The sequence below is a fragment of the Bacillus thermozeamaize genome, assembly GCA_002159075.1.
In the GTDB taxonomy this organism is placed as follows: Bacteria; Bacillota; Bacilli; order ZCTH02-B2; family ZCTH02-B2; genus Bacillus_BB; species Bacillus_BB thermozeamaize.
The window spans coordinates 111217-130488 of sequence record LZRT01000019.1 but is presented as its reverse complement, the minus strand read 5'-3'; the positions used below and the strand labels follow the sequence as shown (position 1 = coordinate 130488).

Below are 19272 nucleotides of genomic sequence, written 5' to 3'. Positions count from 1 at the left end.
GTCCTGACCGCTGTATATGCCATTCTGGGAGCACTGTTCCACCGGGAGAGAACAGGGGAAGGGCAGGAGGTGGAAGTGCCGATGTTTGAGACGACAGTCTCCTTCAATTTGCTGGAGCACCTGTACGGGTTGACCTTCCTTCCGCCGGCGGGCCAGGCCTATTATCCCCGGGTGACGTCGGCGTTCCGTAAACCGTACCGGACAAAGGACGGGTACATCAGTGTACTGGTGTATAAAGACAAACACTGGAAGTCTTTTTTTGCCATGATCGGAAAACCGGAGTTGCTGGAGGATGAGCGATTCAAAGACCTTCAGGCAAGGACCGAGCACATTCACGAATTGTACCAATTGGTGGAAGAGGCCTTGCAGACGAAAACCACCCGTGAATGGATGGACCTGTTGGAAAAAGCGGAAATACCGGTAGCGCCTCTGCATGATGTGGAAGGGCTGCTCGAGGATCCGCACCTTCAGCAGATCGGTTTTTTTGAAAAAGTGGAGCATCCCACAGAAGGAACGATCCTCAATATCGGCTTTCCTGTCCGCTTTTCCCGGACGCCCGCCCACACGCAGCGCCTGGCCCCGCGGCTTGGCGAACACAGTGTGGAGGTCTTGCGGGAATTCGGCTTCCAGAAGGAGGAAATTCAGCAACTTCTTCATGAGGGTGTGACCATCAACCCTGCTGGAGATTTGGCATGATCTGGACCATCTTTATTATTTACTTTATTCTTTAATTTAAGAAAAAACGGAAATCCGGGGTCCGGAACTTGAAAAAAGCGCTGGCTGATAAGCAGATGAAGGCGGATGAAGAAAGAAAGATAAAGTCGATGAACATGTGATGGAAAAGAGCGTGATGATGTGATGAAACTGTTTCGTACATTGTTGTTTGTGCCGGGTTCCAAGCCGGAGTGGATCGCCAAGTCGGCTGATTACGGCGCGGATGCCGTCATTCTGGATTTGGAGGACAGTGTTCCGTCCCAGTTGAAGGCAGAGGCGCGCAGCCATGTGGCAGCGGCCATTCCAGCCTTGCAGAAGAAGGGACAGCGGGTCTACGTGCGGATCAATCATGATGGCGGGCCGGATGAAGAAGACTTGAAAGCCGTCGTGCTTCCGGAGCTGGAGGGACTGGTCATCCCGAAACTGTATGGTCCGGAAGATGTGCAGAAGATCCATGCGTGTCTGACGCAAGCCGAACGAGAAAATGGCGTGGAACCGGGCTCCGTTGCGCTAATCCCCACCCTTGAGACGGCGCGTTCCATGTTGCTGGCTTATGAGATAGCCTGTTGCGAGCGGGTGGTGGCGATTGTGGCCATCAATGCCAAAAACGGGGATGCGGCAAGAGACATTGGCTATCAATGGACACCGGAAGGCCTGGAAACGTTGTATATCCGTTCAAAGGTGGTATTGGCCGCCCGTGCTGCCGGTGTCCATCCGCTGGTTGGCGTCTGGCAGGATGTGCATGATCTGGACGGATTGCGAAAATCGGCCCAATTCCAGCGCCAATTGGGGTTTGACGGTGAGCTGCTCCTGCATCCTTCCAATGTGCCGGTGGTCAATCAGATGTACGGGTTGACGGAGGAACAGATCCGGTACTACGAGCAGATGATTGAGGCCTATGAAAAAGCGGCTCGCGAAGGGAAGGGAGCCGTGCTGTATCAGGGAGAGCATATCGACCTGGCGCACGTCCAGACGGCCAGACGGATGCTGGAACTGTATAAATCTTAGTCATGGAGCGAAATGAGAGGACCAGATACGTGATAAAGGAGGACAGCCGAATGGGCGGAAAATATTTTGAGGAACTCAACATTGGAGATATCTATCGGCACGCCATCACGAGGACGGTTACGGAAACAGACAACCTGCTGTTTACGACGCTGACGCACAACACACAGCCGCTTCATTTGGACGAAGAGTTTTCAAAATCCACCATGCATGGAGGCAGAATTGTCAATAGCCTGTTCACATTGTCTTTTGTCGTGGGCGTCAGCGTGAGTGAGATGACCCTGGGAACCACCCTGGGGAATCTGGGATTCGAGGAAACCGTCTTCCCGACGCCGGTGAGGATAGGAGACACCTTGCGGGGCGAGACGGAAGTGATCGACAAGCGGGAATCAAAGAAATACCCGAATGCGGGGATCGTCTGGTTTGAGCACCGTGGTTACAACCAGAGGGATGAATTGGTCGTCCGGTCGCGGAGAGTGGGGCTGATGTTGAAAAAGGAGGCTGCAAACCGGTAGAGGCCTCTGAATCACCTGCCTGATGATGGTACAAATCATGTTGGTTCTTAAGGGCTGGCTGGGAACAGATGCATCTGTTTTACAGGCGGCCCTTTTATTGCACGATGCGTTCTTATTTTAATAACATTGATTTTATAGATCTGTTGAATGATGTATGACGTCTTTTTGTATTTCATTTTGTATTTAAATTGGGATTTGACTTGCAAAATTGACATGTGTTATATTGACAACAAACAACTGGTCTGACCACCTGACCAGTTGCCGGTTCTTACGATTCGTTCACATTCCAATTTCATGATTAAGGAGGACGAATGGATTCGATTTTTACGGGTATTGAAAACCAAAAAATCTATCAGAAGATTGTCCAGCAAATTCGTCAGTTAATTGAAAGCGGGCAGCTAAAACCCGGGGATAAGTTGCCGAGCGAGAGGGAATTGGCACAGCTTCTGGGATGCAGCAGGGCTTCTTTGAGAGAGGCCTTTCGTGTGCTGGAATCGGAGGGGGTGCTGGTCAGCAGGCACGGTGAGGGCCGATTCGTCCAAGAGATTCACCCGCTTGTGATGTCATACCGTTTTGATCGCGTGGATTTGCTGAAACGTTCAGCCATTCTTTCGTTTTTGGAAGCGAGAGAGGCGCTTGAGCCCAAGATTGCGGAGCTTGCCGCAACGAGAGCCAAGGAAGAACACATTGTTCGCCTGCAAAGGGCGATTGAACATATGAAAGTGGAACTGAAGGACAGGCAAAAAGAAGTGAGCCAGGACAGCGCGTTTCATCTCGCAATGGCGGAAGCGAGCCAGAACTTTGTTTTTGTGACGATGATGCGCACAAACCTGGCCATCATCCGCCAAGTGAGGGAGGCCACACTGGTTCGTGTGGAGCGTTATGAAAAATCGATAGCGGAACACCAAGACATTCTGGAGGCGATTAAACTCCGGGACGGCCGGTTGGCTGCAGAGATGGCGTTAAGACACATTTTGAATTTAAAAGAAGCGACGATGGCGGCCATCCAAGCTGACAGCAAAGGAGGAAACACATGAGCCGAGCATCTGCAGGGAATCAAGAAAAATTCGGTCCCTTACATGGTGTGCGTATCTTGGATGTTTCTACGATGATTGCTGCCCCTTTCGGGGCGACGCTGTTGGGGGATTTGGGGGCGGACGTAATCAAAGTGGAGTTGCCTGGTAAAGGGGATACACTTCGCAATGTCGGGCCATGGAAGGGGGAGGAGCCGCTGCGCTGGCCAGGTATGTCCCGCAATAAGAAGTCCGTCACGCTAGATATCCGGACAGAAAAAGGCCAGGCATTGTTTAAGCGGCTGTGTGCCAAAGCGGATGTGCTGATTGAAAACTTCCGCCCCGGCACACTGGATCGTTGGAATTTGGATTATGAAACCTTAAAAGGAGTCAATCCGAAATTGATCGTGGTTCGCGTATCCGGTTACGGGCAGACGGGACCTTACCGCAACAAAGCGGGGTTTGGGACGCCTGCGACGGCTTTCAGCGGTTACACCTATCTTCAAGGATATAAGGATCGCCCTCCGGTGTCGCCCTCTTTTTCGTTGACAGATTACGTCACCGGCATTTTTGTCGCCTACGCCACCACCGCGGCGCTGTATTACCGGGATGTGCACCAGGTCCCCGAAGGACAGGAAGTGGAAATGGGGCTTTATGAATCCATGTTTCGTATGATGGAATTTTTGGTTGCAGAATATGACCAGTTGGGGAAGATTCGTGAGCGCAGTCCAGGCCTTGCCGGCCATTCCAGCCCGGCGGGCACCTATCAGACAAAAGATGGCAAATGGCTGGTGCTGGTCACAAGCACAGATCCCACATTTGAACGGTTAGCGAAAGCGATGGGCCGCGAGGACATGTTAAACGATCCGCGTTTTTACACCAATTCTGCCCGCTTAAAAAATGATGATGCCGTGCAAGCGATTGTAAGCGAATGGATCGCATCCCATACGCAAAAAGAGGTTATGGAAATTCTTGACTCGGCCGGTGTTCCCATAAGCCCGATTTACAGCATTGAAGATATTTTTCATGATCCCCAGTACCAGGCCAGGGAGAATATTGTTGAAGTGGATCACCCACGGTTGGGGAAGATAAAAGTTCCTGGGGTCGTCCCCAAATTTTCCCAGACGCCTGGCGCGATTCGTTTCCGTGCGCCTGAGCTGGGGGAGCATAACGAAGAAATTTACGTTCATGAATTGGGACTGTCCCCAGAGGAATTGGCGGCGCTTAAATCCGAGGGAATTATTTGAATGACGGGAGCGGGGAGAAAGTTTATGAAATTGCCTGAAAAAGTGATCATCTGTGACGTCTGTCCGCGCGATGGTTTTCAAATGGAGAAGGAATGGATTCCCACAGATCAAAAGGTGAGGATCATTGAAGCCATCGCCGCGAGCGGCGTGCCGCAGATTGAAGTGACTTCCTTTGTTCATCCGCGGGCCATTCCGCAGTTGAGGGACGCGGAGGAAGTGGTGGCCCGGACCCGCCACCTTGGCGTGCAGTTCCGTGCGCTTGTCCCCAATCTGCGCGGCGCCGAAAGGGCCATCTCGGTGGGAGTGAAGAAGCTGAAACTCATGCTGTCGGCCACCGAATCCCACAGCCGGGCAAACGCCAACTGCAGTGTGGAAGAAGCATTGAACAATATCGCGCAGGTGATCGAGTTGGCGGCAAAGCATGGGGTTCAGGTTGGCGGGTCCATTTCCGTGGCCTTCGGTTGCCCGCATGAGGGCAAAACACCGGTTTCCCAACTTCTGAAGATCATAAAGCGTTACCAGGAATACGGTATTGAAGAAGTGTCACTGGCAGATACGACGGGGATGGGCAATCCGCTGCAGGTGAGCCAAACGCTGGAAGTGTTGCGAGAGCAATTTCCTGATATGACTTTCAGCATGCATTTGCATAACACGCGGGACATGGCGCTTGCCAACGCGATTGCCGCCATGCAACAAGGTGTGACAAGGTTTGACAGTTCCACCGCCGGATTGGGGGGATGTCCCTATGCACCGGGGGCAACAGGGAATATGCCGACCGAAGATTTTGTTCACGCCCTGCATGAGATGGGCGTACAAACAGGGATCGATTTGGACCGGGTGTTGGTTGCGGCCCGCTTGATCCGGGACATCGTGGGGCACGACGGAGGAAGTTTTCTCTTAAAAGCCGGGAAAAACAGCGATCTGCATGCAGCGCCGGAACAGCAACGAAAATTATCCTGACGGGGGGCAGCGTCATGAAACGAGATCGCCATGCTTTTGATTCGCGACAAAAAATCAGAACATCAGCTGGTCCGGCGTTTATTTACAGACTGGCTTCGCTAGAAGAACAAGGAATTTCCTTTATAGCGAGGCTGCCCTTTTCAATCAAGATTCTGCTTGAGGCTGCGTTGCGGCAAATGGATGGTTGCCACATCACGGAAAAAGATGTCTTGAATTTGGCAAATTGGCGACCGTCTTCCAAATCTGTTGAGATTCCTTTTAAGCCGTCCAGAGTTATTTTACAAGATGCTTCCGGTGTTCCCGCACTGGTTGATTTGGCCACCCTTCGTGACGTACTGGCGAAAAAAGGAGTTGACCCCAGCAACGTCAATCCGTTGATTCCGGTAGACTTAATCATCGATCACTCCGTGGAAGTGGATCATTTTGGAACACGAGACGCTGTCGACAAAAATGTGGCAATTGAATTTCGGAGAAACAAGGAACGGTACGAATTTCTCAAGTGGGCCCAGCAGGCATTTAAAAATTTTCGTGTGGTGCCGCCGACCAACGGTATTATTCATCAAGTCAATTTGGAATATTTGGCACAAGTTGTTCATGCCAAAGAAGAAAATGGCCGAGTGGTTTTATTTCCGGATTCAGTAATTGGCACCGATTCGCACACCACCATGATCAACAGTTTGGGCGTTCTTGGTTGGGGGGTGGGAGGCATCGAAGCTGAAACTGCTATGTTAGGCCAAGTGTTGCATATGCTGATGCCCGAGGTGATTGGCGTTAAATTGGTCGGAGCGCTTGCCGAAGGTGTAACCGCTACCGATTTGGCGCTGACGCTTACCCAGGTTCTTCGTCAGAAAAATGTCGTCGGAAAATTTGTCGAATTTTATGGTCCTGGCCTAAGCCATCTATCGCTTCCCGATCGGGCAACTGTGGCCAATATGGCTCCGGAATACGGGGCCACAATGGGTTTCTTTCCCGTTGATCAAGAAACGTTGCTTTACCTTCGAACATCCGGGAGAAGTCCAGAACTGGTTGAACGGGTTGAAGTGTATACCAAGGAACAGGGGTTATTTTACGCAGACACCATGCCGGAGCTCATCTATTCGGAAAATTTGGAGTTTGATTTGTCGACGGTTGAAGCCGTCGTGGCAGGGCCAAAGCGGCCGCAAGACAAGGTGCTTCTGTCCGAAGTGAAGCGTTCTTTTCACGTATCTTTAACCCGTCCAACAAATGAGAACGGCTTTGCTTTGGAGAAGGAGGCAATAAAAACACGCTGTACGGTTCGGATAAAAAACGAAACCGTGACATTGACGCATGGTTCGATTGTGATTGCCGCCATTACCAGCTGTACTAATACGTCCAATCCGATGAACATGATCGGCGCGGGATTGCTGGCCAAAAAGGCGGTGGATAGAGGATTGAAAGTGCCGGCTTACATTAAAACCAGTCTGGCTCCCGGTTCAAAGATTGTTTCCCGCTACTTGGAACAGGCAGGATTAACCCCTTATTTGGAAGCGCTGAATTTTTACACGGTCGGTTACGGGTGCACGACATGCGTTGGCAACAGCGGTTCGCTTTACAAGGAGATCGAGGAAGCGATACGGGAACACCAACTTGTGGTGGCTTCCGTTTTAAGCGGCAACCGTAACTTTGAAGGACGCATCCATCCTTATGTGAAGGCAAACTTTTTAGCTTCACCACCATTGGTGATCGCCTATGCTCTGGCCGGAACAGTGAATATTGACATGCGACGCGAACCGTTGGGCCGGGACCGTGCGGGAAATCCGGTATATTTGCGTGATATTTGGCCGGGGAGAAATGAAATTCAGGCTCTGTTTGATCGATATGTCAAGCGCGATCTTTATCAAGAGGCGTATGACAGCGTCTTTACGGGGAACGAGCTTTGGAAAAGCTTAAATGTTAAAGGAGGGGATTTGTACCAATGGGATGAACGCTCCACTTATTTTAAGCCTTCACCTTTTTTTGCAGGAGCAGAGCCGGGACAGACGGTAAGATCGATTCGAAATGCCAGAGCGCTCCTGGTACTTGGAGATTCTGTGACCACCGATCACATTTCACCGGTTGGATATATTCCCCAAACGAGCGCTGCAGGCCAGTACCTGATGCAGCAGGGGATTGAACCGGAACACTTTAATTCCTATGGCGCTCGCCGGGGAAATCATGAAGTGCTGGTCCGGGGGACGTTTGCCAACATCCGGCTGCGGAACATGTTGGTGAACAAGGAAGGCGGGTATACGCGCCATTTGCCAACCGGGAAGGAAATGAGCATCTATGAAGCGGCGGTAGCGTATCAAAAGGAAAACATTCCGCTTATTGTCCTGGCGGGAAAAGAGTACGGAACCGGAAGTGCGCGGGATTGGGCTGCCAAAGGGACCTACCTGTTGGGAATTAAGGCGGTGATTGCAGAAAGTTTTGAGCGCATTCACCGTAACAATCTGGTTTTTATGGGGGTATTGCCCTTGCAGTTCATGGAAGGGCAAGGTTGGCGACAGTTGGGCCTTTCCGGCGAAGAGCGTTTTACTATACTTGGTTTGGAGCAAGGATTAACGCCGCGCCAACGCCTTGATGTGGTTGCTGAACGTCCAAACGGAGACAAGATTACTTTTAGCGTGCTTTTGCGATTGGATACGACAGCGGAGGTGGATTATTATTCCCGTGGCGGGATTTTAAAAAGCGTGTTGTTGAGTTATCATCAATGACCTTTATGAATATCTGAAAAAAGGGAAAAGGGGAATTTTGGTGTTAATATAGAAGAGCTGCTAGTAATTTTAAGAAATTTTTTATTATATTTTTATCTTGAAAAACAGATAAGTTAATGATATAATTAAAAAAGAAATGCATTTCTTATTATGAAATGATTATGACCGATGATAATTTTTTAAGATTTTTCTGGATGGTTGCGGAACTAGAAAAATAAAAGTGAGGTGAAAAATATTTTTATTTACCCTCATTATGAAATATGTTTCTTATTGCGGAATAAAAAGGCAGTACTTGGAAATATGCCATTGAATGGACGGTTGATTCATTAGGATTCGAGCTTTTAAGGGTTAGCAGAGGAGAATTCATTGTGGTCGATGAAAACCCGGCAACAGATAAGACAGAGAAGAGAGGATTTTATTCCGGCTATATCAACATGGGTAGATATGGAGGAGGAAACATGGGAGAGACGTTGGCCCAAAAAATCATTGCCCGTGCCAGTGGAAAATCGCATGTGTATCCAGGGGAAATCGTGGATGTGAACGTGGACTTGGCCATGATGCACGATTTGGGAGGGCCACGCAGGATCAACGCTGCGATGGAGAAGTTAGGGGCAACGGTTTGGGATCCGGATAAGGTGACGCTTATTTCCGATCACTTTGTGGCCGCAAGTGACAGCACAGAAGCTGCCATATTGAAATTGACGAGAGAGTGGGCAAAGAAACATAACATTAAAAAATTTCATGAAAGAGAAGGGATTTGCCATATTGTTCCGGTTGAAAAGGGTTACATTCGTCCCGGAATATTCTACGTCGGAGGCGATTCCCATTCCACGACCGCAGGCGCATTGGGTTGTTTTGCCATTGCATTGGGATCCACCGATATGCTTGGCGTCATCGTAACGGGCAAAACGTGGGTAAAGGTTCCGGAAACCATTCGCGTTGTGTGGGAAGGAAAGCTGTCCGACGGTGTCATGGCCAAGGACATGATGCTGAAAACGATTCAAACGACCAAAATAGACGGTGCCACCTATATGGCGGTGGAATTTGCCGGTGAAACCGTGCATGGACTGCCTATGGATGAACGGTTGGTTTTGTCCAACATGGCGATTGAAATGGGAGCCAAAGCGGGGATGATCGAACCGGATGACATTGTTTACGAGTATCTTCGGGAACGGGGGGTGGAAGATTACCAACCCGTATTCGCAGACCCGGATGCCAAGTATGAACAGTCGTTGCGGTTTAAAGCTGATGAGCTGGAGCCAATGGTGGCGCTGCCGCATTCTCCGGATAACGTCAAATCGGTCACCGAAGTGGATCCGGTGAAGGTTGATCAAGCCTATATTGGCGCCTGCACCGGAGCCAAATATGAGGACCTGAAAATGGCTGCCAGTGTTTTAAAAGGCAGGCGTGTCGCGGATGGCGTGCGTTTGTTGGTGGCACCAGCTTCAGCGGAAGTGATCCGGCGCGCAACACGGGACGGGATCTTGCAAACTTTGATCGAATCCGGTGCCATATTGCTGCCGACCGGTTGTGGAGCATGTGCCGGTTTGGGAATGGGTGTGTTGGCACCAGGAGAAGTTTCGATTTCCTCGACCAACCGGAATTTTCCAGGGAGGATGGGTCCTGGTGCAAGTGTGTATCTCGCTTCACCCGCCACTGTAGCAGCAACGGCAGTTACGGGAAAAATCTCTGATCCTAGAATCTTTCTGTAGTTTGAGAAAGCGTGGTGTGAATATGAAACGACGTGGAAAAGCTTGGGTGTTTGGCGATAATGTGGATACGGATGTGATCAGCCCGGGGCAATATCTAAAATTGACCGCGGAGGAAGTGGCCAAGCATGTCATGGAAGGAGCCGATCCTGAATTTGCCAAAAAAGTGCAACCAGGTGATATTATCGTGGCCGGGAAAAATTTCGGCTGCGGGTCGAGCCGAGAATCGGCGCCTGCAGCGCTCAAATATGCAGGTGTAGGCGCTGTCGTTGCGGAATTTTTTGCGCGTATTTTCTACCGCAATGCGATTAATTTGGGACTGCCGGTTTTAGAATGCAAGCAAGCGAAAGAAATTGCTGAAGGTGACGAGTTGGAGATCGATCTGGAAAAGGGTGAGATCTACAATGTGACCCAAAACAAAACCTACAGTGTGACCCCTTTTCCCCCGAGGATTTTAGCGATACTGCAAGCGGGTGGTTTGGTGCCTCTTTTGGAAAAGGAACAGAAAAGAGTTCCCTGATGAAATAGAGAGAGGGTTTCTTGCATGACGGAAATACGCAAACGACTCAAACAGCGGCTGGAAGAGAAAACGATTTTAATGGCCCCTGGAGCGTATGACGCGCTGACAGCGATCCTTTGTGAGCGTGCCGGATTCGAAGCCCTTTACCTGACGGGGGCAGGAGTCTCGTACAGCACGCTTGGAAAATCGGATGTGGGTCTTATTACCATGTCTGAAATGGTCAGCAAGGCCACCTACATATGTGAGGCGGTATCCATCCCCGTTATTGCCGACGGTGATAACGGGTATGGCAACGCCATTAATGTGATGCGCACCGTGCGGGAGTATGAACGTGCCGGCGTGGCCGCGATTCAATTGGAGGATCAGGTTTTTCCCAAGCGATGTGGTCATCTTTCCAATAAGAGCTTGATATCCACTGAGGAAATGGTGGCTAAAATTCACGCGGCAGTTGATGCGAGAAGAGACGAAAACTTTCTTATTGTTGCCAGAACGGATGCCCGGGCTGTTGAGGGGCTTGAGGAGGCAATCGAGCGGGCCATAAGATACGAAGAGGCAGGCGCGGACGTGATTTTTGTCGAAGCGCCGGAGAGCGAAGCTGAAATGCGCAAGATTGCCCGGTCTTTGCAGAAACCGTTGGTGGCCAACATGGTGGAAGGAGGAAAAACCCCGATTCTTTCTGCCGAACAGTTGCAGGAAATAGGGTATGCTTTGGTCATTTTCCCCAATAGCGTGACGCGCGTTATCGCAAAAGCTGCCGGTGACTTTTATCGTGAATTGAAACAAACGGGCATTACCACGCACTATTACGAACGAATGCTGCAATTTAAGGAACTGAATCAAATATTGGGTATTGAACGAATTCGCCAACTGGAACAAAAGTATGATGAGCGTAACTTCAAATAGACCGAATTGAGAGGGGGGGATAAATTGGTTTGACTTTGCTGTTGCAGTATTTGGTGGCTGAAATTTTAATGGATATGTTTCGCTTTTGGGCACAAACAATGTTGGGAAAACCGCCACCTTTCGAATCATTTCAGGTCATTATTGATGGATGACAAAGAATTGAACATAAGCTTATTTTGGCATGTAGACAAGGCATCTTAAAGAGAAAGGAGAAGGCGCTTTTTGGCGGATTCGATCAAATCGGTTGTGAAATTGATTAATATTTTGAACTGCTTTTCGTTGGAAAAAAGGGAATGGTCAATAAAAGAGTTGCATGAACAGACAGGTTACAACAAAAGCACCATATACCGGTTGTTGGCAACCCTGCAGGAACACGGTTACATGGAACAAAATCCTGTCAATCAAAAATACTATTTAGGATTTCGTTTCTTTCACTTGGGGAGCATCGTGCTCAATTCGATGGATTTGAGGCAAGCAGCGTTACCCATTATGAAACGGTTGGCGGAAGAAACAAAGGAAACCATTGAATTGAACATCATTGATCAGAATCAGCGCGTTTGCATTGACAAGGTGGACAGCCCTGAGACCGTACGAAATTTTGTCAGGGTGGGAGAACGCAATCCCCTCCATTTGGGGGCTTCGGGCAAGATATTGTTGGCGCATTTGGAAAGGGCGATTCAAAGACAGATTTTGGAAAAATACGGCATTGATCCTGAACAACAGGAGCACATTTTGTCCGAACTTGACAAGATCCAGTCGGAGGGCTTTGTCGTGACGCGAGGGGAGCGCGTCCCGGGCAGTTTTGCGATTGCTGTCCCTATCAGGGATCACACGAACAAGGTGATTGCCGGTTTGACCATGGCTGGTCCGATTCAGCGGTTAACCGACGAGCACCTTAACGATTCCATTCTAAAGGTTAAACGAGCTGGTTTGGAAATATCGGAAAGATTAGGTTATCTCAAACAAAGGGGGTGAAGCATGAAGAAAATAACGTGCTCAGACGCATTCGTTAGAGTTTGGGTCGTGATATTTTGTTAACATTTTGGCCGGTGTTTAAATAATAATCATTGCTTCGTTCAATTTATTAACGTTCTTCCGGTATGCTGTACAATTATCTGTTTTATAGCAAGTGTCCACCCTTGAAAACGCCATCAATTCCCACATAACATCTTGGAAAGTAAGTTGGCACGATTATTGCTAATGACATTATATGAAAGAGATTGTATGAGATGTAAATGTACCAAATCCATTAAAGGAAGGAAGATATACTTGATAGAGTTTGTAGGAATTTCGAAGTACTTTCAAAGAGACGGCCAGGTTATTCCTGCAGTACAAAATGTTAACCTGAAAATTAGGGAGGGAGAATTCATTGCAGTTGTGGGGCCGAGCGGATGCGGCAAGTCCACCCTTCTTAACATGATATCGGGGTTGATGAAGCCGACAAAGGGATATATGACTTATCGCGGGAAGAAAGTAGTGAATGTGAATCCTAATGTTGGGTATATGACCCAGAAGGACAATCTGTTGCCTTGGCGAGATGTTCGTGCGAATATTCGCATCGCGTTGGAAATGCGCAATGTGAGCAAGAAAGAAAGAGACAAATTGGTAGATGAGTATATTGAACTTGTCGGATTGAAAGGGTTTGAGAAGCACTATCCGAATGAAATATCGGGTGGGATGAGAAAGCGGGTAAGTCTTGCTCGTACGCTTGTTTACAATCCGGAAACGATTTTGATGGATGAGCCGTTTGGAGCCTTGGATGCACAACTGCGGCTCATCTTGCAAGGAGAATTGCTAAGAATATGGGACGAGAAGAAAAAGACGGTCATCTTTGTGACGCACGATTTGGAGGAAGCGGTAACATTGGCCGATCGGGTTGTCGTATTTACCAGCCGTCCAGGAACGATCCGGGAGATAAGGAATATTCCTCTTACCAGGCCGAGGGATGTGTTTAAGATTCGTTTTACAGAAGAATTTGGCGAGATTCATTCCGAACTTTGGGGATTGTTAAGCCAGGATGTGATGAAAGGAGGAGAGGTAGGATGAGCGTTGCCAATGTGAATAAAAAGGAAGAGGAGTTTCTTTCTGCTGAATCAATTGAACAAAAAGTGGATGAGGTGATTGAATTACAGGAAGTCAACCCAGGTCGCTCAAAAATGAAGATGGTCCTTGGCCGGTTGATTATATTAGCTGCGGTTTTGCTATTATGGCAATTGTCTTCTGGAACGATTATTGACAGCTTTTTTATCAGTAAACCGACAGAAATCTTTTTCCGATTATACCAGTGGACGATTTCGGGAGAACTGTTTCATCATTTGGCTATCACCATGGAAGAAACCGTCCTGGGATTTATTATTGGTGCCATCGCAGGAGGCATTGTTGGGTTTATATTGGGGCGGATGAAAACGTTAGCAGATATTTGCGAACCTTATATTATGGCCATATATAGTCTGCCTAAAGTCGCATTGGCTCCCCTGTTCATCCTGTGGTTTGGCATCGAGATACAGATGAAAATCGTTCTTGCTGCCGTAATCGTATTTTTCCTTGTCTTTTTTAACACCTTTGCCGGTGTTCGTAATGTGGACCAGGAATTGATCGATGTGATTCGGCTAATGGGTGCCTCTGAGCGGCATTTGCTGCAAAAGGTTGTCCTGCCATCGGCGCTCACCTGGATATTTGTTGGCCTTAAGATTTCAGTTCCTTATGCTTTGATCGGTGCAATTGTCGGTGAAGTTGTCGCGTCAAACCGCGGAATTGGATATTTAATCCAATATTCTTCCTCCCGTTTTGATACAGCTGGAGTATTTGCTGGCTTATTTGTTCTGATGATCGTCTCGACGCTGCTAAACAGTTTGATTGAATTTTATGAGCGCAAATTTATGCGCTGGAAAAATGTTCAGCAGTAAATAGTGAGAAAACTTAAATAAAAACAAAAAATCACTACTAAAAGGGGTGTATTCGTTGATGAAGCGTTTCAAGACTTTGTGTTTAGCCGTTCTTTCTTTTTTGTTGGTGTTGGCTTTAAGTGCTTGTGGCCAGTCCACCTCGGGAGGCGAACAGAAGGGTGGGACATCCAATCAGTCATCCAATCAATCATCTCAATCATCGACTGATCAGTTGATCAAGCTTGAGTTGGCGCAATCGACAGACGGTTTTCTATGGGTTCCGGTTTATGTAGCCAGAGCAAAAGGCTTTTTTAAGGAAGTAGGATTGGATGTAAATGTCACCATTACTGGAGGCGGTTCTAAAACCTTGGCCGCTGTTCTGGGAGGCAGTGCTGATTTTGGTGCCGCCAGTGTGTCAGATGCAATGGACGCAACCCATCAAGGTAAGCCGGTACTTTCTTTTGCTGCATTGATGAATCAATACGGAAGTAACGTTGTGGTGAAAAAAGCGATAGCAGAGCAAAAAGGGATTACAGAAAGTTCTTCTTATGAGGACAAAGCGAAATTGTTGAAGGGATTAAAAGTTGGCGTAACGGCACCGGGCAGCGGCACCGACAGGGTGGTTCGGATGATTGCCGAAAGCGTTAATTTAAATCCCGATAAAGATATGACGATTGTTCCCCTTGGCAGTGGGAGCGCAATGGTTTCGGCTTTTAAACAGGGCCAGATTGATGCTTTCTGCATTTCGTCACCTTCTGCAGAAACGGGCATTATCGAAGGAGACGGAATGATGCTGTTTAACCTGTCCAAAGGTGAGGTGCCAAAGTTGGACGGCATCACCTATACTGCTCTGATTGCAACAGAAGATTATATCAATAAGCATCCTGATATAATCGAAAAAATAACCAACGCCATGTACAAAGCCTGTGAGTTTATCAAAAACGACAAAGAAGGAACAAAAGAAGTGTTAAGGGGCTTTTTTACCGAAGTTGATGAGAAAGTTTTTGACGCCGCTTTTGAAGCCAATTACCCCGCTTTTCCCACCACACCTGTGATAAGCAAAGAGGGGTATGAAAAGAACATTGATTTTCAGGGGATTAACGTTCCATACGAAAAGGGCGTATACTCCAAGTATTTTAAATAGGATAATCAGTCAGAAGAGGAGGCGTGCGATGGACGATATTACCGCTAGTTTAGCGAAACGTGTATCCCAATTATCATTTGAAAAACTTCCGGAAGAGGTTGTGCACCAATTTAAACGAGCTTTTCTGGATTATTTGACTGCAGCGATTACCGGCACGCAGTCTGAGGTAACACGCAATGTTTTGGATTACCTGAAAGATGTTGATAAAACAGCTACTTGCACGGTAATCGGAACGGAACACAAATTATCAGCCTTAAATGCTGCTTTTGTTAACGGAACATCGGCTCATGCCTTCGATTTCGATGACGGTCATACACAAGGGTCCATTCATTTGGGAGGCTGTGTATTTCCTGCGGTGCTTGCTGCGGCGGAGCATCACGGTGCATCCATACGTGCGATTATTACGGCATCAGTGATCGGTTATGAAGTGATGGCAAGAATTGCTGCGGCCATTCATCCGCATGCTTGGCAGAGAGGCTTCCACAACACCCCGGTTACCGGGGTGTTTGGAGCCGCTGCAGCCGTTGGTTCTTTGATGAATCATGATGAGGAACAAATGCTCCATGCATTGGGCTTGGCTGGAAGTTTTTCAGGCGGCTTGTTTGAATTCCTGGGCGAAGGGGCGGACGTTAAACGGATTCACCCTGGGAAGGCGGCAAGAGACGGTGTTTTATGCGCGGAATTGGCAAAAAGAAACATCACCGGCCCCAGACATGTGTTAGAAGGGAAAAATGGCTTTGTTCGCGCGTTTGCGGATGGTTATATCAATTGTGAAAGGCTGTTTTCAGGTATTGGTGAGCGTTTTGAGATTATGGAAATATACTTTAAGCCCTATCCCTGCTGCCGCCACCTGCATGCGGTGATTGATGCGGTGAAAGTATTAAAAGCGCGCCATCTGCTGGACATCGATCAAATCGAAGCGATCGATGTGGGCATCTATCAGGTTGGGCAAAAACATAATCACGTTCAGTGCGAACACCTACTCGATGCGCAGATGAGCATTCCTTGTGCGGTGGCTTTGGCCATAACGCAGGATGAAGTGACTTTGAACAGCTACCTTTCAGGGGCATACAGACAAGCAAGGGTGGCAGCGCTCATGCAAAAAGTTTTCGTGATGGTCGATGATGAATGCGAGGCGCTATACCCGCGCAAACGGCCTGCACGTGTCACGATCAGGATGAAAAACGGGGAAGTGATGACCTGTTTTGTTGAGGAACCGAAAGGCGAGGGGAAAATTCCATTTACGGATGCCGATGTGGAACGGAAGTTTATGGCCAACTGCTCCCCATTATTGGGTGAGAAGTTGTGCAAAAAAGTGCTGGATCAAGTATGGCATTTTGAAGAGCTAAGCGATTTGTCATTCTTAAAGGAATTGGTGATTCCGGTTGATGCTTACACAAAAACTGATTGAGCATTATTTCAATTATCACTGGGACGATATTACCGGAGGGGCGGTCGAGGCGGCGAAAAGAAGCCTGCTTGATACGTTGGGGGTGCTGATTAAAGGCAGCCGTTTTGCCTCCAGCTTGCGGCTGAAGGAGGCGCTTTGCCTGGAACCCGGAAAAACACCCGCTCCTCTCGATTTCGCCTTGTTTTTCGGAACGGCAAGTCATGCCGTGGAGTTAGACGATTTTCACCGGGAAGGTACCGTTCATCCCGGTGTCGTAGTGATACCTGCTGTTTTAGCCGTTGTTTTGGATCTTGATGCACAAGGCGTGAAAATTAACGGCCGGGATATTTTGCGGGCAGTTATATTGGGTTATGATTTGATGATTCGGATCGGGATGGCGGCAAAAGGGAGATTGTATGATAAAGGGTTTCATCCAACTGCGCTTTGCGGTCCTTTCGGCAGTGCCTTGGCCGCATCGCTGCTTTATGGACATCGCCTTGAGCAGGCGCTGATGGCCCAGGGTATTGCGGGAGGAACGGCTGCGGGATTGATGGCCTATAAGGCAAACGGAGCTTGGACAAAAAGGTTGAACGCTGGTGTTGCAGCCCGGACTGGGGTCTTGGCTGCCCGTTTGGCGGGAGTAGGCTTTACCGGTCCGATGACGATCCTTGAAGACCGTTTTGGTTTTTTCCATGCGTTTTCTCCTCAGTACGAAAGAGATGTCCTGGAAAATTTGCACACGCTGGAAATTGAAAAGATTACATTCAAGCCATATGCATCCTGTCGTTTTACGCATGGTCCGATTGAGGCTCTGCGTCATATCCTGGACACTCATTCGATCAATGTGAATGAAGTTGTACAAGTGGAAGTCACCATGCATGAAATGGCCTATAAAGCAACAATGCAGCCGGAGAAACGGAAATATGAACCGGCCACTGCTGTCGATGGACAGTTCAGCATTCCTTATTGTTTGGCAATAATGGCCCTATATGGCGATGTCGGACCCGATTATTTCACAGATGATTATTTATTTAACAGCGAGGTCCGAACCTGGGCCAAAAAGGTAAAAGGTGCAGTTTCGGATGTTTATAATGTTCTGTTTCCGGCACAGAATGCCTGTCAGGTAACGGTTCAAACATTGACCGCCCGTTACCAGCATGAGGTATTAAACGCCAAAGGTGATCCGGAAAATCCGCTGAGCAACCATGATTTGGAAGAAAAGTTTAAACGGCTGACCCGGGGCATTTTGGAATCGGAAGACCAGCGGCAGTTAATCGATACGGTGAAACGCATCGAAGAAATGGATGATTTCCGGAATTTGCTCGAGATCATTGAAAAATTGATATACGACAAAAATTGACATTCATCATGGAGGGGACGAGCAACCATGGATTTTCAATTGACTGACGAGCAATTGGAGCTGCAAAGTTGGGCAAGGAATTTTGCGAAGGAGAAGTTTTCCGAAAAGGCATATACCTGGGAAAAAAAGGGCGAAGTGCCGTGGGAAAATGCCAAAATTTTAGCCCAGCACGGTTTGATGGGGATGACTCTGCCTGAAGAAGACGGTGGTCAGGGGCGGTCTTTGTTCGAGGCGCTGATTGTGATGGAAGAAATCGCCAAAGTATGCCCCCATACAGCGGACATGTTTCAAGTCGGCAATTTTGGTGCCATCAGGCAGGTGGCAGCTTATGGTTCAAAAGAGTTGAAAAAGCGTGTTCTGCCACCCATCCTGGCAGGGGAAAAATTGATCTCCGTCGCAATGAGCGAACCAAATGCCGGATCGGCGACGACAGACTTGCAAACAACGGCGCGCATCGAAGGGGATAAAGTGATAATCAACGGGTCAAAAGTTTTTAACACACACGGTCCGTATAATTCGTTTTATGTCGTCTGGGTGCGTTTTGGAGAGGGAGTTAAGTCATCGGGTGCTGTTCTGGTCGAGCGAGGTGCCCCGGGATTTACGGTAGGCAAAACAGAAACCCACATGTCTGGTGAACATCACTGTGCGCTTTACTTCGAAAATTGCGAGGTGCCGGTTGAGAACATTCTCGTTCGAGAAAATGGGTTCAGAAAGTTGTTTACCATGTTTAATGTAGAACGGATAGGGAACGCGACCAGGTCTCTTTCTCTGGCGCAAGCCGCTTTTGACATGGCGGTCGAATACGCCAAAACGAGACACCAGTTTGGTCGCCCGATTGCCGAGTTTCAGGGGATTCAGTGGAAGTTGGCGGAGATGAAAATGAAGCTGGATGCTGCCAGGCTGTTGTTATACCGTGCCGCTGTCAATGCGGACATAGGCGTGCCAAGTCCGCTTGAAACCGCCATTGCCAAGGCTTACACCAACACGGCGGCATTTGAAGTGGCGCATGAGGCGTTGCAAATTTTCGGGGGTTACGGTTATTCTACGGAATACCCGCTGGAGTACATTTTCAGGCGAGTGAGAGGCTGGATGATTGCCGGGGGAACGGTAGAGATGTTGAAAAATAAAATTGCCGAAGAAGTATTGGGAATGCGCTTCAGCCAAAGAAAAAAATCATCCAAATAAGTGAGGGG

General features: G+C 48.4%; 16 protein-coding genes and 1 pseudogene. All 17 read left to right on the top strand.

Annotation, left to right across the window (positions count from 1 at the left end; all coding sequences use genetic code 11):
* Positions 1 to 696 (top strand): annotated as a pseudogene (locus BAA01_16315) (acetyl-CoA acetyltransferase).
* Positions 697 to 858: 162 nt separating this feature from the next.
* Positions 859 to 1722, top strand: coding sequence for a citryl-CoA lyase (locus tag BAA01_16310; GenBank protein ID OUM90418.1), 864 nt, complete (start codon positions 859 to 861; stop codon positions 1720 to 1722).
* Between the two features lie 50 nt (positions 1723 to 1772).
* Positions 1773 to 2234, top strand: a complete 462-nt coding sequence (locus BAA01_16305) for a dehydratase (protein ID OUM90400.1) — start codon at positions 1773 to 1775, stop codon at positions 2232 to 2234.
* Positions 2235 to 2545: 311 nt separating this feature from the next.
* On the top strand, positions 2546 to 3271 hold the full coding sequence (locus BAA01_16300) for a hypothetical protein (GenBank protein ID OUM90399.1): 726 nt from the start codon (positions 2546 to 2548) through the stop codon (positions 3269 to 3271).
* A complete protein-coding gene (locus BAA01_16295) occupies positions 3268 to 4494 on the top strand; it encodes a formyl-CoA transferase (protein OUM90398.1) in 1227 nt (408 codons plus the stop codon). The genes BAA01_16300 and BAA01_16295 overlap by 4 nt, the downstream gene beginning before the upstream one ends.
* Complete coding sequence (locus tag BAA01_16290) at positions 4495 to 5454, top strand: hydroxymethylglutaryl-CoA lyase (protein OUM90397.1); 960 nt, start codon at positions 4495 to 4497, stop codon at positions 5452 to 5454.
* Between the two features lie 14 nt (positions 5455 to 5468).
* On the top strand, positions 5469 to 8168 hold the full coding sequence (locus tag BAA01_16285) for an aconitate hydratase 1 (GenBank protein OUM90396.1): 2700 nt from the start codon (positions 5469 to 5471) through the stop codon (positions 8166 to 8168).
* A gap of 458 nt (positions 8169 to 8626) precedes the next feature.
* The gene (locus BAA01_16280) at positions 8627 to 9880 is read left to right on the top strand and encodes a 3-isopropylmalate dehydratase large subunit (GenBank protein ID OUM90417.1); all 1254 of its coding nucleotides are present in this window, start codon (positions 8627 to 8629) and stop codon (positions 9878 to 9880) included.
* Positions 9881 to 9902: 22 nt separating this feature from the next.
* Positions 9903 to 10397 (top strand): 3-isopropylmalate dehydratase, encoded by a 495-nt coding sequence (locus BAA01_16275; protein OUM90395.1) that lies wholly within the window; start codon positions 9903 to 9905, stop codon positions 10395 to 10397.
* Between the two features lie 33 nt (positions 10398 to 10430).
* On the top strand, positions 10431 to 11300 hold the full coding sequence (locus BAA01_16270) for a carboxyvinyl-carboxyphosphonate phosphorylmutase (protein ID OUM90416.1): 870 nt from the start codon (positions 10431 to 10433) through the stop codon (positions 11298 to 11300).
* A 222-nt stretch (positions 11301 to 11522) separates the two neighbouring features.
* Entirely contained in the window at positions 11523 to 12275 is a 753-nt protein-coding gene (locus tag BAA01_16265) for a hypothetical protein (protein ID OUM90394.1), read from the top strand.
* A 294-nt stretch (positions 12276 to 12569) separates the two neighbouring features.
* Entirely contained in the window at positions 12570 to 13346 is a 777-nt protein-coding gene (locus BAA01_16260) for an ABC transporter ATP-binding protein (GenBank protein OUM90393.1), read from the top strand.
* A gap of 110 nt (positions 13347 to 13456) precedes the next feature.
* Complete coding sequence (locus BAA01_16255) at positions 13457 to 14206, top strand: ABC transporter permease (GenBank protein OUM90415.1); 750 nt, start codon at positions 13457 to 13459, stop codon at positions 14204 to 14206.
* Between the two features lie 58 nt (positions 14207 to 14264).
* Entirely contained in the window at positions 14265 to 15329 is a 1065-nt protein-coding gene (locus BAA01_16250) for a hypothetical protein (GenBank protein OUM90392.1), read from the top strand.
* A 28-nt stretch (positions 15330 to 15357) separates the two neighbouring features.
* Positions 15358 to 16740, top strand: coding sequence for a hypothetical protein (locus BAA01_16245; protein OUM90391.1), 1383 nt, complete (start codon positions 15358 to 15360; stop codon positions 16738 to 16740).
* A complete protein-coding gene (locus BAA01_16240) occupies positions 16718 to 18079 on the top strand; it encodes a hypothetical protein (protein ID OUM90390.1) in 1362 nt (453 codons plus the stop codon). Before BAA01_16245 ends, BAA01_16240 begins: the two co-directional genes overlap by 23 nt.
* Before the next feature lie 27 nt (positions 18080 to 18106).
* Positions 18107 to 19264: an acyl-CoA dehydrogenase gene (locus BAA01_16235; protein OUM90389.1), complete on the top strand. Its 1158-nt coding sequence runs from the start codon at positions 18107 to 18109 to the stop codon at positions 19262 to 19264.
* Positions 19265 to 19272: the final 8 nt, after the last annotated feature.